This window comes from bacterium (assembly GCA_035454885.1).
Taxonomy (GTDB): Bacteria; UBA10199; UBA10199; order JACPAL01.
This window is the reverse complement of sequence record DATIGE010000082.1, coordinates 1-14543: the sequence shown is the minus strand read 5'-3', so window position 1 is coordinate 14543 and position 14543 is coordinate 1. Positions and strand designations below refer to the sequence as shown.

14 protein-coding genes are annotated in these 14543 nt (G+C 62.4%); 12 read left to right on the top strand and 2 right to left on the bottom strand.

Going from position 1 to position 14543, the window contains the following annotated elements; translation table 11 throughout:
• The 9 genes from VLJ37_13020 to VLJ37_12980 all read left to right on the top strand — a co-directional run.
• Positions 1-436 (top strand): prephenate dehydratase domain-containing protein (locus VLJ37_13020; protein HSA60594.1); only part of this gene is annotated, 436 nt, incomplete at its 5' end.
• A 30-nt stretch (positions 437-466) separates the two neighbouring features.
• Positions 467-1312, top strand: coding sequence for a prephenate dehydrogenase (locus tag VLJ37_13015; protein ID HSA60593.1), 846 nt, complete (start codon positions 467-469; stop codon positions 1310-1312).
• Entirely contained in the window at positions 1309-2637 is a 1329-nt protein-coding gene (aroA, locus tag VLJ37_13010) for a 3-phosphoshikimate 1-carboxyvinyltransferase (GenBank protein HSA60592.1), read from the top strand. The genes VLJ37_13015 and aroA overlap by 4 nt, the downstream gene beginning before the upstream one ends.
• Positions 2638-2727: 90 nt before the next feature.
• Positions 2728-4374: a 30S ribosomal protein S1 gene (locus tag VLJ37_13005; protein ID HSA60591.1), complete on the top strand. Its 1647-nt coding sequence runs from the start codon at positions 2728-2730 to the stop codon at positions 4372-4374.
• Positions 4375-5253, top strand: a complete 879-nt coding sequence (gene sppA, locus VLJ37_13000) for a signal peptide peptidase SppA (protein HSA60590.1) — start codon at positions 4375-4377, stop codon at positions 5251-5253.
• A gap of 22 nt (positions 5254-5275) precedes the next feature.
• A complete protein-coding gene (locus VLJ37_12995) occupies positions 5276-5611 on the top strand; it encodes an integration host factor subunit beta (GenBank protein HSA60589.1) in 336 nt (111 codons plus the stop codon).
• A 45-nt stretch (positions 5612-5656) separates the two neighbouring features.
• Complete coding sequence (glpX, locus tag VLJ37_12990) at positions 5657-6613, top strand: class II fructose-bisphosphatase (protein HSA60588.1); 957 nt, start codon at positions 5657-5659, stop codon at positions 6611-6613.
• Positions 6614-6678: 65 nt separating this feature from the next.
• Positions 6679-7104 (top strand): SRPBCC family protein, encoded by a 426-nt coding sequence (locus VLJ37_12985; protein HSA60587.1) that lies wholly within the window; start codon positions 6679-6681, stop codon positions 7102-7104.
• A gap of 11 nt (positions 7105-7115) precedes the next feature.
• Positions 7116-7448, top strand: a complete 333-nt coding sequence (locus VLJ37_12980) for a hypothetical protein (GenBank protein ID HSA60586.1) — start codon at positions 7116-7118, stop codon at positions 7446-7448.
• On the opposite strand, the gene VLJ37_12975 is transcribed toward VLJ37_12980, so the two are convergent.
• Entirely contained in the window at positions 7445-9457 is a 2013-nt protein-coding gene (locus VLJ37_12975; protein HSA60585.1) for a terpene cyclase/mutase family protein, read from the bottom strand. The two genes, VLJ37_12980 and VLJ37_12975, sit on opposite strands and share 4 nt — an antisense overlap.
• Positions 9458-9546: 89 nt before the next feature.
• A complete protein-coding gene (locus VLJ37_12970) occupies positions 9547-9765 on the bottom strand; it encodes a hypothetical protein (protein ID HSA60584.1) in 219 nt (72 codons plus the stop codon).
• A gap of 174 nt (positions 9766-9939) precedes the next feature.
• Between VLJ37_12970 and VLJ37_12965 the strand changes: the two genes are divergently transcribed.
• From VLJ37_12965 to VLJ37_12955, 3 genes are all read left to right on the top strand, one after another.
• Positions 9940-11493: a serine/threonine-protein kinase gene (locus VLJ37_12965; protein HSA60583.1), complete on the top strand. Its 1554-nt coding sequence runs from the start codon at positions 9940-9942 to the stop codon at positions 11491-11493.
• Positions 11481-12989, top strand: a complete 1509-nt coding sequence (locus tag VLJ37_12960; protein HSA60582.1) for a pitrilysin family protein — start codon at positions 11481-11483, stop codon at positions 12987-12989. Before VLJ37_12965 ends, VLJ37_12960 begins: the two co-directional genes overlap by 13 nt.
• Before the next feature lie 61 nt (positions 12990-13050).
• Positions 13051-14424 (top strand): pitrilysin family protein, encoded by a 1374-nt coding sequence (locus tag VLJ37_12955; GenBank protein ID HSA60581.1) that lies wholly within the window; start codon positions 13051-13053, stop codon positions 14422-14424.
• Positions 14425-14543 lie beyond the last annotated feature (119 nt).

The window sequence follows — 14543 nt, the reverse complement described above, 5'->3', positions numbered from 1 at the left end:
GAATACGGCGCGCGCGGCGGAGAGGGCGGCGGAGGAGCCGGACGCGGCGGGCATCGCGGGCGAGCACGCGGCGGAAGTTTACGGGCTCAAGATCCTCCGGCGCAACATCGAGGACAATCCGAACAACAGGACCCGCTTCGTCGTCATCGGGCGCAAGTCGCCGCCCCGTTCGGGGAACGACAAGACCTCCGTCCTCTTCTCGGTCAAGGACGAGGTGGGGGTGCTCTACCGGATGCTCGAGCCGTTTTACAGAAACGGGATCAACTTGACCAAGATCGAATCTCGCCCGCTCAAGAAGAAGGCGTGGGAGTACATCTTCTTCCTGGACATGGACGGGCATTCCGAGGAGCGGAAGGTGCGCGACGCGATCCGCGGGCTCGACAAGAAGTGTCTGTTCTTGAAACTTCTGGGATCGTATCCCAAGGCGACGTCTTAGGGGCGAATCTTGTATTCGCCCATTCCACCTATGTTCCGTAAAGCCGTCATCATCGGGGTCGGGCAAATGGGGGCGTCACTGGGGATGAATCTTGTCGCCAAGAAATTGGCGAAGGAGGTCGTCGGCGTCGGCAGGAACCCGCGTAATTTGCGGGAGGCGGTCCGAAGACACGCGATTCATCGGGGCGTTCTCGTACGGGCATGGCGCGCCATGCCCCTACAACGGGATGATCTTATCGTCTTGGCCACCCCTGTCCGCACGATCCGCGACCTCCTCAAAAGAATGCCCAAGGGACCGTTGATCGTTGACGTGGGAAGCACAAAGGCCGCGATCGTCGCCGAGGCGTCGAAGAGGCGCCTTCGTTTCGTGGGGTGTCACCCCATCGCGGGGACGGAAATTCCCGGGGCGAAGGGCGCGGAGAAGGATCTGTTCCGCGGCAAGGTCTGTCTCATGACTCCACGGGGCCTTTCGTCCAAAAAGGACGTGGCCCTCGTCCGCCGTCTGTGGACCCGTCTCGGGGCGAGCGTGGAGATCATGACGCCGGCGGCCCACGACCGCCTCTTGGCCTCCGTCAGCCATCTGCCGCATGTTCTGGCCTATACCCTCGTCAACTTTGTCGCTGGCGCCCCCTTGGCCGGCCTCTCGAAGGATCTCTTTGCGGGGCTGGGCAGCTTTCGGAGCGCGACGCGCGTGGCGGCGAGTGAGCCTATGATGTGGCGGGACATCTTGCTGGAGAATCGGAACGCCGTGCTCTCGGCCCTGGAGGGTTGGATGAAGGAAGTCGGCGCTTTGCGGCGCTTGATCGCGCGGCGCGACGCCGCGGGGCTCGCCCGGTACCTTTCGCGATCGCAAGCAGAGAGGCTGAGGATTCCATGAGCGACTACGTCGTCCGTCCCTCCGCGTCGTTCCGAGGCAGGATCGATCTTCCCGGCGACAAATCCATCTCGCACCGGTCCGTCCTCTTCGGGGCGATCGCCCATGGGACGACCCGTGTCCACAACCTCTTGGAAGGCGAGGACGTGCTCGCCACGGTGGCCTCGTTCCGAAACATGGGGATCGTCATCCGGAAAAAGGGCAGGGTCTGGGAGATCGCCGGAAAGGGATTGGGCGGCCTCAGGTCACCCGAGGCCATCCTCGATTGCGGCAATTCGGGGACGACGATGCGTCTGATGTTGGGGCTCTTGGCGGGCTCCGGCGTGACGGCGACGCTCACCGGCGACGCCTCCTTGAACGCCCGTCCGATGGGCCGCGTGATCGACCCCCTGAGGTCCATGGGCGCGACGATCTTCGAAATGACGGAGACCCGTTCGACCTTGGGGGAAAATATCCGGCTGATCGAGGTCCGCGGGGGCGGAATTCGGGGGGGGGCGTTCAAGATCCCGATGGCCTCCGCCCAGGTGAAGAGCGCGCTTCTGCTCGCGGGCTTGATGGCGGGCAGGAAGGTGTCCGTGACGGAACCCTTGAAAAGCCGCGACCACACGGAGAGGATGCTCAAGGCCTTCGGGGCGCGGGTGAAGGTGAAGGGGCTGACCGTTACGGTCGAGCCGGTGGAGAGGCTGAAGGCCCAGCAGGTCTTTGTACCGGGGGACTTTTCCTCCGCCGCGTTCTTTCTCGTGCTGGGGCTGATCGGTGCGGGGAAGGGGCGCCTGGTCGTGCGGAATATCGGCTTGAACCCGACCCGGGTCGGGGCCCTGGAGATTCTTAAAAAAATGGGGGGCCGGATCCGCGTCCTCCGCAAGAAGACCGTCTGCGGGGAGACGGTGGGGGACCTGGAGGCGAGGCCTTCGCGGCTGAAAGCGGTGACGATCGGAGGCGGCCTCATCCCCCGTCTCATCGATGAAATCCCCATCCTGTCCGTTGCCGCAGCCGCGGCGGAGGGAAGGACCGTCATCCGTGACGCCGGGGAGCTGCGCGTCAAGGAAACCGATCGCATCGCGGCCCTCGCGGCGGAGCTTCCCCGCTTCGGCGTTTCCGTGAAGGAGCGCAAGGACGGCCTGGAGGTGACGGGCTCGCGAGGGACCCTCAAGGCGGCGGAAGGCAACAGCTACGGGGACCACCGCATCGCGATGTCACTCGCCGTTCTGGGTTCGATCGCGCCCGGAACGACGCGAATCCGGGAAACGGACTGCGTCGCCACGTCCTTTCCGAACTTCACGGCCCTGATGAGGAAAGTAGGGGCTAAAATATCGGAAACTCAGTAGTTTTCCTTTGACAATCCAGGGCGATCCGACTAATTCCGACCCCCTGCGGCGACGCAGAAATTCATTTTCTTGGAGGAATAACCCAACCGTATGGACACTGAACCCAGAACCAAAACCCCGACCTCAGGAGTCGGAACGGCCGAAGAGGATTTCGCCTCCCTTCTCGAGAAGAGCTACGTGGGCAAGAGCGAGCTCATCATGGAAGGCGAGATCGTCAAAGGCAAGGTCATCGACATCACGCACGACTCGGTCATCGTCGACTTCGGCTTCAAATCCGAAGGCACGGTGCCTCTCTCCGAGTTCGCCGGACCGGGCAACGAGGTCGGCGTCAAGGTGGGCGACGAGGTCGAAGTCTATTTGGAGAGCGCCGAATGCGAGGACGGCCTGGCCGTCCTTTCCAAGGAAAAGGCCGATGCCCTCAAGATCTGGGACCGGTTGCAGGAGGTCGTGGAGCAGGACGGGGCCATCGAGGGCGTCATCCTGAACAAGGTGAAGGGCGGTCTCTCCGTCGACATCGGCGTGAAGGCCTTCCTGCCGGCCTCGCAGATCGACGTCCGCCCGCCGACCAATCTGGACAAGCTGATCGGCCGGCGGTTCCGCTTCAAGATCCTCAAGCTCAACAAGCGCAAGGGCAACATCATCGTCTCCCGACGCTCCCTCATGGAGAAGGACCGCGACGTCGCGCGCCAGGAGATCCTGCAGAACCTGGCGGAGGGACAGACGGTTTCGGGCACGGTCAAGAACATCACCGACTACGGCGCCTTCGTGGACTTGGTGGGCGTGGACGGGCTCCTGCACATCACGGACATGACCTGGGGCCGCATCGGTCATCCGACGGAGATCCTGCAGGTGGGGCAGGACATCAAGGTCAAGGTTCTCAAGATCGATCCGGAATCCGGAAAGATTTCCCTGGGACTCAAGCAGCTCGCGGCCGATCCCTGGGAGAAGGTCCCGGAAAAGTACTACACGGGCGTGCGCGTGACGGGCAAGGTCGTCAGCCTGGCCGATTACGGCGCCTTCGTGGAGCTGGAGCAGGGCATCGAAGGTCTCGTGCACATCTCGGAGATGTCTTGGAGCCGCAAGATCAAGCACCCCTCCAAGGTGGTGAACGTGGGCGACAAGGTCGAGTGCGTGATCCTGGACGTCGACGTCGTCGCCCGTCGCATCTCCCTCGGCATGAAGCAGGTCAATCCGAATCCCTGGGACATCATCAACGAAAAATTCCCGGTCGGCACGCGCATCCGCGGTCCGGTCAAGAACGTCACCGATTTCGGTCTCTTCGTGGGACTCACTGAAGACGTGGACGGGCTGGTCCATATCTCCGACGTGTCCTGGGTGCGCCCCGCGCGCCCCTTGGGCGTGCTCTTTCCGAAAAAGTCCGAGGTGGAGGCGGTCGTCCTGTCCATCGACGCCGAGGCCGAGCGGATCTCGCTGGGCGTCAAGCAGACCGGAGAGGACCCTTGGCCCCGCATTGAACGCGAGTACGGCATCGCTTCGCGCCACAAGGGCAAGATCGTCTGGGTGGGCGACAAGGGCATGGCGGTGGAGATGGAGCCGGGCATCGAGGGCTTCGTCGGAAAGTCCGAGCTTCCCGAGGAGATGCAGGAGAACCTGCCGCAGCATTTCTCCCTCGATCAGCCGGTGGAGGCCATCGTCCATTCGGTGGATGAGAAGGAACGCCGCATCAACGTCGGTTTGGTCCTCGAAGGCGCCGAAGCGGGTAAGAAGGGGGCGTAAGTGGCTGATCGTAAGTGGGTGTATGTGACGCTCAGCGCCTTTCTGCTTCTGGGCGCCTCCTTCTTCTTTTTTCTGGGGTCCGTTTTCTCCTTGTTCGGGAGGGCCCACAAGCACGAGAAAGGCAATATCGCCGTCGTTGAGGTCCTGGGCGGGATCTTCGACGCGAAACCCGTGACGGAGGAGCTCCGCGACCTGAAAAAGGACGACCACGCCAAGGCCGTCGTCCTCCGAGTGGACTCCCCCGGGGGCAGCGTGGCGGCTTCCCAGGAGATTTTCGAGGCGGTGAAATCGGTCAAGGACGCCAAGCCCGTGGTGGTCTCGATGGGCACGGTGGCCGCGTCGGGTGGCTATTACATCGCCGCGCCGGCCAGCCGCATCGTCTCCAACGCCGGGACGATCACGGGGAGCATCGGCGTCCGGATGGACCTCATGAACGTGGAGGATCTCCTGGGCTGGGCGCGCCTCAAGGCGGTGACGCTCAAGAGCGGGGCCTTGAAGGACGTGGGCTCGCCCACCCGGCCCATGACGCCGGAGGAGCGGGAGTACCTGGAGGGGATCCTCAAGGCCATGCACGCGCAGTTCAAGACGGCCGTGGCGGAAAACCGGGGGATTGCGGCGGGGGACGTGGATGCCTTGGCCGACGGCCGCGTCTTCACGGGCGAAGAGGCCTTGAAGCTCAAGCTCGTGGACGAGCTGGGATCCTTGGACCGGGCGGTGAAGGTCGCCGCGGAACTGGCGGGGCTGAAGGAAGAGCCGGAACCCTACTACCCGGAGAAGGAGTCCGAGGATTTTCTCAAGTATCTCGTGGAGGGCGCCGTCGACCGCGTGTTCGACCGCGCGGCGTCCCTGATGTTGGAAAAATTTCGTTTCGATTATTAGAGACAGGAGGGGAAGAGTGGCCATGACTAAGAGCCAATTGGTTCAACAACTCATCAACCAAGCGTCCCACATTTCCCAAAAAGACATGAGCCTCATTGTCGACACGGTCTTTGAGAGCATGATCAAGGCCCTGGGAGACGGCGACCGGATCGAACTGAGGGGGTTCGGGACCTTCGAGGTCCGCGTGCGCGAGCCGCGTCAGGGGCGCAATCCCAAGTCCGGCTCGAAGGTGTCCCTGGGCGTCCGGAAGGTGCCCTTCTTCAAGGCAGGCAAAGAGCTGAAAGAGATGATCAATCATCCCAGGAAAGCGAACGCAAGAGGCTTAGCCTCTGGAGAGAGCGATGAAATCACGGATTAACAGATGGGGGGCTCGGGGGGAGAGCAGTATCACCCCCCGCTTCTAATGGACAGAAACCTGGCTCTTGAAATGGTGAGGGTCACGGAAGCGGCGGCGCTGGCCGCGGCGCGTCTCATGGGGCGCGGCGACAACCACGCTGCGGACCAGGCGGCCGTTGACGCCATGCGCCGGACGCTCAACTCCATCCAGTTCGAGGGGACCGTCGTCATCGGCGAGGGGGAGAGGGACGAGGCCCCCATGCTCTATATCGGCGAGAAGGTGGGGACCGGCAACGGTCCCAAGGCGGACATTGCCTTGGATCCCCTGGAAGGCACGACGCTCACCGCCAAGGGCGAACCCAACGCCCTCGCGGTCATCGCGATCGCCGAATCCGGAAAATTCCTGCACGCGCCCGACACCTACATGGACAAGATCGCCGTCGGCCCCCTGGCCAAGGGTGTGATCGACATCACGAAAGGCCCCACCTGGAATTTGAAGGAGATCGCCAAGGCCAAGGAGTGCGAGGTCCCGGACCTGACGGTCATCATTTTGGAGAGGCCCCGCCACGAGGGCCTGATCAACGAGTGCCGCGCATCGGGGGCCCGGATCCGGCTGATTCCCGACGGAGACGTCTCCGCAGCCATCGCCACCTGCTGGAAGGAGAGCGGCATCGACGTCCTCATGGGCGTCGGCGGGGCTCCCGAGGGCGTCATCGCGGCTGCCGGCATCCGCTGCCTCGGCGGCGATATGCAAGGGGTGCTGAAGCCCCGCAATCAGGACGAGATCGAGCGCGCCGAGAAGATGGGCATCGTGGACATAAACCGGGTCTACGGACTCGAGGACCTGGCCAGCGGCCAGGACGTCATGTTTGCCGCGACCGGGGTCACCAACGGGGATTTTCTTAAGGGGACGCGTTTCTTCGGCGGCGGTGCCGAGACGCACTCGGTGGTGATGCGGGCGCGCAGCGGGACGATCCGGCGCATCACGTCGGTTCATCATTTCGCCAAGAAACCAACGTACTAGCAACCTTTACGAGCCGTAGCCAGCGCTGTCCCGCGGGAAGCGGGATTGAAGGGGGGACAAGAAACATGCCTGGAGCTTCTACATCAATCGTCATGGACGTACCGGCGAAGACGATCTACGAGGTCGTCACGGACTTCGAGAGCTATCCCGAGTTCCTGCCCGACGTGAAGAAGGCCGTGGTGGCCAAGAAGGGCAAGAATCTCCAGGCAGACTTCGAGATCTCGGTCATCAAGACCATCCATTACTCCCTGGCATTTTCGCTGGTCCCGCACAAGAAGGTCACCTGGACCTTCGTCAAGGGCGATCTCTTCAAGGACAACCAGGGCGAGTGGACCTTTGAGGAGTTGAAGAAGGGGCAGACCAAGGTGACCTACAATATCGCCGTCGATTTCGGCCTTTTTGTCCCTTCAATGATCACCAACAAGCTGGTGGGACACAATCTTCCCACGATGATGAAACGGTTCAAGGAGCGGGCGGAGAGCCTGTCTTAGAGGGGCATCGATTGGGAACGCTTCGAAAGATACTCACCACGGGCGTCGGCGCCGCCCTCATGACCGAAAGCGGCCTGAGGCAGGCCCTCTCCGACATCCAGCTCACCCGCCAGGCGCGCGATTACATTTCCCGGCAGGCGTCCAAAGGCAAGGAGGAGATCACCAAGGTGCTGGCCTTCGAGCTCAAGCGTTTTCTCGAGCGCGTCAACCTTCACGACGAGATCCAAAAGGCCTTGGCCGGCATGAAGCTGGAGGTCCAGGCCACGGTGACGCTCGCTCCCCGCGAGTCGCCGCGCGATCAGAGCAAATTTACGGTGAAGAAGCTCAAGATCCGGAAGGTCTAGAGGGAAGCGGGGCCGCTTCCGCGAAGGTACTTCCCCAACGCCAGGGTCGGAAAATAATAACGGTAGCCGTGATAGCGGATGTAGAAATGCCCCGGAAATCCGGTGCCGGTGAACTCCGCTTCGTCCCAGCCCCCCTCGGCCGTCTGCCGCGACGTGAGCCACTGAATCCCACGATGCACCGAGATCGAATCGCGTTCCCCGGCTGCGAGCAGGGCCATCACCGCCCAGGACGTCTGTGAGGCCGTGGAACGGGCCAGGGGGACGTAGGTATTGCGGGCGTCCGACAGGCACGATTCCCCCCAGCCGCCGTCCTTGTTCTGAACGGATTCCAGCCACCTCACCGCCTTGCGGACATCCGACGCGCGCAGGTCACGACCGATGGCCGCGTACCCCTGCAGGACGCACCAAGTTCCGTAGATGAAGTTGACCCCCCAGCGACCCCTCCAGGCCCCGCTCGGTTCCTGGGTTTTCTGAAGAAACGAGAGGGCTTTTTGGACGGTCATGTCCGATGCCTTGTAACCGAAACCCGCCAGGAGCTCGATCATGCGGCCGGTGATGTCGGGGGTCGGCGGATCCAAACAGGCCCCGTGATCCGAGAAGGGGATTTCGTTCACCCAGTTGGAGACGTTATTCTTGTCGAAGGCCGCCCATCCCCCGTTGTCGCATTGCATGGACAGCAGCCAGGCGAGCCCGCGGGCGGTCGGACCTTCCTTTTCTTCCTTCGGAAGCCCGCACCGTTTCAAGAGATGGAGCGCCTCGATCGTATCGTCGACGTCGGGAAAAAAGTCGTTCTCGAACTCGAAGGACCAGCAGCCCCCGGCGGGGCCCCTGGGATTCTTGACCGCCCAGTCGCCGCGGAAATCCTTCACCTCCTTGGAGATCATGTAGCGGGCCGCCTTGAGGATGGAGGGATGATCGCCGGGCACGCCGGCATCCAGCAGGGCCACGGCCGCCCAGGGGGTGTCCCAATTCGGGGAGATACAGCATTGTTGATGCACATACTCGGAGGGGGCTTCGCCCCCTTCCGACGTCGCGAGGCCCGGCAAAGCCGGTTCCTCGCGCCTGCCTCCCCTATATCGGTATCGAAACTTTTCAAGGCCATTAAGGGCCTTTTGAATTGTTGGGTCACTATTGGGATAACCAAGGGCGGAGAGGGCGAGGATGCCGTACGCCATCGCGGGGTAGATGTCCTCCGTGCGCGCGATATGATCGCGCGTCCACTGTTCCGCCTTTCGCAAGGCCCGTTGTTTTCCGGGGTGAAACGGCAGTTTTTCGGTGAATTTCAGGAGCCTGTCGCATGTCAGGAAAAAATTCTCGAGGCTCCAGGTCTTTCCGGGCTTCGGAAACCGGAAGACCTTTGATCCCTCGACCAGACGCATTTCCCGGGTCTCGCTATAGAGCTCGTCCAACGAAAAGGGCAGGGGGCGGACCGGCTTGACGGCGCCGATCAGGAGCAGAGGCACGATCGAAGCGCGCGCCCAGGTGGAAAATTCGTAGATGGAGACGCCCAAGGAGGGCGGCAGGAGCATGAGCCAGGCCGGCATGGAGGGACAGGCGCTCCAGGGAATCAGTCCGAAGAGGGCCAAATGGAAGCGCGAAAAGACACGCATCTTCGTGAGCCCGCCATTGGCGATAATGAAGGACCGCGCCTTCACAAGGACGGGGTGATCGACGGGCCGCCCCGCCAACCTCAACGCGAAATAGCATTCGATCGTCGTCGAGAGATCGCTGGGGCCGTTCTTGAAGAGACTCCAAGACCCGTTTTCCAGCTGCTGTGAGAGCATGCGGCGGACGAGCCCCTCCTCGGTGTCCTTGTCCACGTCTCCGATGAAATGCATCATCTGAATGACACCCGCGCCGATCGCTTCGTTGGCCTCCAGGGTGTACCACCAATAGCCTTCCTGGGTCTGATGGTTGATCAGGAGCGCGACGGCCCTTTGAAGGGCGGTGGAGTCTCGAAGGGGAGAGGACGATGTAAGATTCGCGGCCGCCGTGTTCACCAGGGACATGGCGACGCAAGCTAGTCGGGAATTTTTGGAAAATCAAGTAGGGCCGACACAACTACGGTGCTGCTGCGCCGATCTTGTAGTCGCCCCACCTACTGGACGGCGATCGCCCCGTCGGATGAGAAGGCGAGAAGCCGGTCCGACCGGCCGAGGAGGCGGTTGGCGAAGTCCCACTCGACGTCGTCCAGATGGACGCCCGCTTCGATGAGGAGCTGGTTGAAGCGGTCACCGCCGATGTCGCCCTTGGCGATCTCGATGCAGAGGGCCCTCAAGGCCCGTTCTTCTTTCCTGATGTCTTCGACGTCTTGCATGTTTCCTCCCCCGGAAAGATGCCAAGAAAGAGACAATACCAATGGTTAAAACTTCTAATCAATTAATAGAATGTTGTAAATAGAAAAATATAATTATGCATAATTTGTTATAAATAGGGTTCACCGCCGGCCTTGTCCGGACCCTCTGACTCTGATAGTTCTGGGTCCTTCTTTATGGAAACGGTTGGCCGATACATCCTGATCCGCCGTCTCGCCACCGGCGGGATGGCGGAAATATTTCTGGCCAGGCTGGTCGGGGCCGCGGGTTTCGAGAAGGAGGTCGTCCTCAAGCGCATCCTGCCGCAGTGGTCCCGGCACCGCGATTTTGTCGCGATGCTCATCGACGAGGCGAAGATCGCCGTCCGTCTGAATCATCCCAACATCGTTCAAGTCTACGAGCTCTCCCGGGACGGGGACCTCTACACCATCTCCATGGAGTACGTCCGGGGCTGGGACTTGCGGCGTCTCATGCAGGCGGCGGCCGCCAAAAAGACGAACCTTCCGGAAGACGTCTGTCTTTATATTTTCACGCAGATCTTGGAGGGACTCGCCTATGCCCACAAATTCAACGTCATTCATCGAGACATATCCCCTCAGAACATCCTGATCTCGGAGGAAGGGACCGTCAAAATCGCGGATTTCGGAATCGCCCGCGCGGCCTCCAAGACTCACGAGACGGCGACGGGCGTTCTCAAGGGGAAGTTCGCCTACATGTCGCCGGAACAGGCGACGCCCGAAGAAAAGGGAAGGATCGACGGACGAAGCGATCTCTTTTCCTCGGCGATCGTTTTTTATGAGGCGCTGACGGGGGAAAGGCTGTTTTACCGGGGCTCCGATATCGAGACCCTCGACCGCGTCCGCCACGCGGAGGTGACGCCGTCGTCCCGCGCCTTGGAACGGATCCCCCGACCCCTCCTGACGATTCTCTTCAAGGCCCTCGAACGTGATCCGAAGGAACGCCATGCCACGGCGGCCGTCTTTCGCGATGCGCTGGCCGCTTACGCCCGTACGGCGGGATTGAAAATGGAGCGGGAACGCCTGACCGAGTGGCTCCGGACGATTTTTGCGGACGAGAAGTCAATTCCATTGCCGGATGCGGATCCGACGCGCCTCCTCACCCAGGAGACTGAACTGTTCTTGGAAGAAACTCAGACGGTGGGCGGAGAGACCCTCGTGGAAGGGTCGCAGACCCGTCTGCTCTTGGAGGATCAGAGCGCGGACGAGAGGGTCATGGACCGGTCGCCCGTCAGGAAAGGACGTCCGGTTGCGGTCTTGATCGTCGCGTCGATCGCCCTCTACTTGGCCGTCGGGCTCTGGCTGAGAATGACCCGCAAGGATCCTGTGGCGCCGCCCGAGACCCGTTCCGAGACGATGCAGGCGCTTCCATCCCCGGAAAAGACGGCCATGGTCTTGCCCGAGACGCGGCCCGCCGGTCCGCCGCCCTCGGCTTCCGATTTCGAACGCCCACCCATCGTCGCTTTGCCGGTGCAGGCGAAGGGCTATCTCAGCGTCCAGGCCGTGCCGTGGGGGACGGTGAGGGTCGACGGAGGTCGCGGCCGCGAGACGCCCGTCCGGCGCCTCCCGCTTTCGCCCGGACGCCACTCGGTGCGCGTCGCCTATGAACCCGACGGGAGTTCGGTCGCGGCGTCGATCACGGTCGTTTCGGGGAAAGAAATCGTTTGCATTGCCAAGTTTCGGGGTGGCAAGGAGTTGCGGTGCGGAAAATAAGAATTCTCGCCGTGTTGCTCGCCGTTCTCGTTCCGTTCCCCGCGCGATCCGCTGGCGAAAAGGCCGCCCTGCAGGCCTGGGCGGACCGCGTCCAGGAAGTCAAACTCGCCAACGGGCTTAAGTTCCTTCTCTATCCGCGCGGCGAGGCCCCGATCTTCACCGCCACGATCCGCTTCAAGGCCGGAGGACTGGACGAAGAGGCCGGCAAGACGGGCCTCGCGCACTTTTTGGAGCACATGGCCTTCAAGGGGACCGAACGGCTCGGCACCAAGGACTACGCAAAGGAAAAACCGATCCTGAATGAGATCGAAAAGACGGGCGAGGCGCTCGCCGCTGAATACCGGAAGGGAGGCAAGTCCGATGCCGCCAAGATCCGGACCCTTCGGGAGGATCTCAAGGGGCTTCACGACAAACTCGTCCCGCTCCTGGAAAAAGAGCAGCTCGCCAAGATGATGCTCGAGAACGGAGGCTCCGACTACAACGCGACCACCTCCAAGGACATGACGACCTATTACGTCTCACTCCCGTCGGACAAGATCCGCTTCTGGGCGGAGATCGAGTCGGAGCGCATCTTCAAACCCGTCTTTCGGGAATTCTACGAGGAAAAAGACGTCGTCCTGGAGGAGCGGCGGCTCCGCGTGGACAATGATCCGGACGGCCGTCTCTACGAGGCCTTCATCCAGACGGCGTTTCCCGAGGGACCTTATCACTCGCCCACGATCGGTTCGGCCCAGGACGTCTTGGGACTCACGGCGGGGGACCTCAGGGCCTTTTTTGAAAAATTCTACCGGCCGGAAAACATGAGCGGCGCGATCGTCGGGCGCTTCGACCCGGGCGAGGTCAAGAAAATCCTGGAGGAGACGTTCGGCCGCGTGACGTTCAATGGAAACGCCCAGCCTCCGGAGACGAGGCCCGCCGCCGCGGTCGTCCTCCAGGAAAAGGAAAGAAGGGTGAGCCTTAAACTTCAGGCCCGGCCGCGGATCCTGATCGGCTACCGCAAACCCACGCTCCCCGACGACGACGACTTTGTCTTCGACCTGATCGACCAGATCCTGGGTGACGGCCGGTCGTCGCGCTTCTACCGCAGCCTGGTGCTGGAGAAGAGGCTCGCGGCGTCGGTCTCCACATCGACGGGCATTCCCGGTTCGCGCCTCCCGAATCTCTTCATGATCGAGGTGAGCCCGTTGAACGACGGGACGTCCGGCGACGTGATCAAGGCCTTGGATGAGGAGATCGAAAAGATCAGGACCGAGGGCGTCACCGAGCGCGAGCTGACGAAGGCCAAGAACCGGCTGACCGTCGACCTGCTCTGGCAGCTGAAGACGAACGAGGGGCTCGCCTCGCAGCTCACGTACTTCGAGACGGTCGCCGGCAATTGGCGGTACCTGGCCGAGTACCTCGAAAAAATCGGCCGTTTCGGCCCGGAGGACGTCCGCCGCGTCGCCCAAAAATACCTCCAGCCTGGAAACCGCACCGTCGGGGTGCTCGAACCATGACCGAGACCGGGTACCCAGAATGGGTGGTCGAGGGAATGGTTGGAGCCGAGAGGCGGAAACCATGAAACACTTTTTGACTTTCATCCTGATCGTTGCCGCCCTGGGTTGCGCCGGCAAGCCCTCGAGCGACGGGTTCTTCGTGCCCTTGAAGCCCTCGCTGACGGTTCTCCCCAACGGCATCGAGGTCATGGTCCTGGAAGACCCCGAGTTTCCGACGCTGCAGATGCAGCTCAGCGTCCGCGGCGGGTCGGTCTACGATCCCCCCGGGCGCGAGGGCTTGGCGTCTCTCGCCATGCAGGCGGCGCGTCTGGGCGGGGCGGAGGGGCGCGACCCCGCGTCGATCGAGGAGGACCTGGAGTTCGTCGGCGCCTCCTTGGAGATGGGCGCGAGCTCCGAATACCTCTCCGCGTCCTTGAGCCTCCTGACCAAGGATGTCGATCTGGGCCTGGACATTCTCTTTGATCTCCTGCGGAAACCCGCACTGGACGCCGCGCGTTTCGGCATCGTGAAGGAGCGGATGAAGGACGCGATCCTCCGCGACGAAGAAGACCCCCTGCATCTCGCTTACCGGGAGTTCCCGGGCATGATCTACGGGTCCGCGAGCCCGTGGGGCCGGAAGGCGACCGTGGAATCCATCGGCGCCGTCACGCGCGACGACGTCGTTGCCTTCTGCCAGGCCGCGCTCAAGCCCGACCGCATCCTCATCGCCGTGTCGGGCGACGTTTCGGAAAAGGAGATCGTGGAAAAAATCCGCGGCCGGACGGAGGGCTGGCAGAAGGCCGCCGAACCCTTGCCTGGGATTCCGCCGGTGACGCCCGCGTACCTGGCCGCGTCCGCGGCGCTGCCGCGTCCGGATCTGACTCAATCGACCGTCGTGATGGGCCATCTGGGCGCGAAGCGGGACAATCCCGACAAGTTCGCCTTGATCGTCATGAATTTCATCCTGGGAGGCAGCGGTTCGCTCACGTCCCGGATGGGTGAGGAGATCCGCTCCACCGCCGGCAAGGCCTACGGCGTCTGGAGCGACTTCGGCTTCGGCCGGGACTTGGGGATCTTCCGGACGGTCGCGCAAACGGCCTTGGAGAACACCGGTTGGGTCATCCATAAGATGAAGGAAATGGTCACCGCCTTGGCCCAAGACGGCGGCGTGACGCCGGAGGAGACGTCGGCGGCGAAGCGGGCGATCTTGCGGGGCCTCGTCTTCGACTTTGAGACGCGGTTCGCCCAGGTCAGGGAGCAGGCGCGGTTCCGTCTCTGGGGCTACCCCGATGACTATCTTGTCCGTTTCCAGAAGGGGATCGCCGCCGTGACCCCCGAAGACGTGCTCCGCGTGGCCAAGCAGTACCTGCACCCGGAGGGCCTGAAGGTCCTCGTCGTCACGGACGGAAAGACGGCGGAAACCTTGGGAATGCCCGTGGAGAAGAAGACACAATGAAGGACAGGATTCGGGAGATCGTGAAAAGGGCCGCGGCGCCGTTTGCGCCCTTGCCGGAGTTTGAGATCGAGCGGCCCAAGGTGAGGGCTCACGGCGAGCTGTCGACCAACCTCGCCATG

What these genes read in the sequence shown, in the direction of transcription:
- VLJ37_13015 (HSA60593.1), top strand. Translation starts at nt 467, where the DNA reads ATGTTCCGTAAAGCCGTCATCATCGGGGTCGGGCAAATGGGGGCGTCA.
- aroA (HSA60592.1), top strand. Translation starts at nt 1,309, where the DNA reads ATGAGCGACTACGTCGTCCGTCCCTCCGCGTCGTTCCGAGGCAGGATC.
- VLJ37_13005 (HSA60591.1), top strand. Translation starts at nt 2,728, where the DNA reads ATGGACACTGAACCCAGAACCAAAACCCCGACCTCAGGAGTCGGAACG.
- VLJ37_12995 (HSA60589.1), top strand. Translation starts at nt 5,276, where the DNA reads ATGACTAAGAGCCAATTGGTTCAACAACTCATCAACCAAGCGTCCCAC.
- glpX (HSA60588.1), top strand. Translation starts at nt 5,657, where the DNA reads ATGGACAGAAACCTGGCTCTTGAAATGGTGAGGGTCACGGAAGCGGCG.
- VLJ37_12985 (HSA60587.1), top strand. Translation starts at nt 6,679, where the DNA reads ATGCCTGGAGCTTCTACATCAATCGTCATGGACGTACCGGCGAAGACG.
- VLJ37_12975 (HSA60585.1), bottom strand. Translation starts at nt 9,457, where the DNA reads ATGTCCCTGGTGAACACGGCGGCCGCGAATCTTACATCGTCCTCTCCC.
- VLJ37_12970 (HSA60584.1), bottom strand. Translation starts at nt 9,765, where the DNA reads ATGCAAGACGTCGAAGACATCAGGAAAGAAGAACGGGCCTTGAGGGCC.
- VLJ37_12965 (HSA60583.1), top strand. Translation starts at nt 9,940, where the DNA reads ATGGAAACGGTTGGCCGATACATCCTGATCCGCCGTCTCGCCACCGGC.
- VLJ37_12955 (HSA60581.1), top strand. Translation starts at nt 13,051, where the DNA reads ATGAAACACTTTTTGACTTTCATCCTGATCGTTGCCGCCCTGGGTTGC.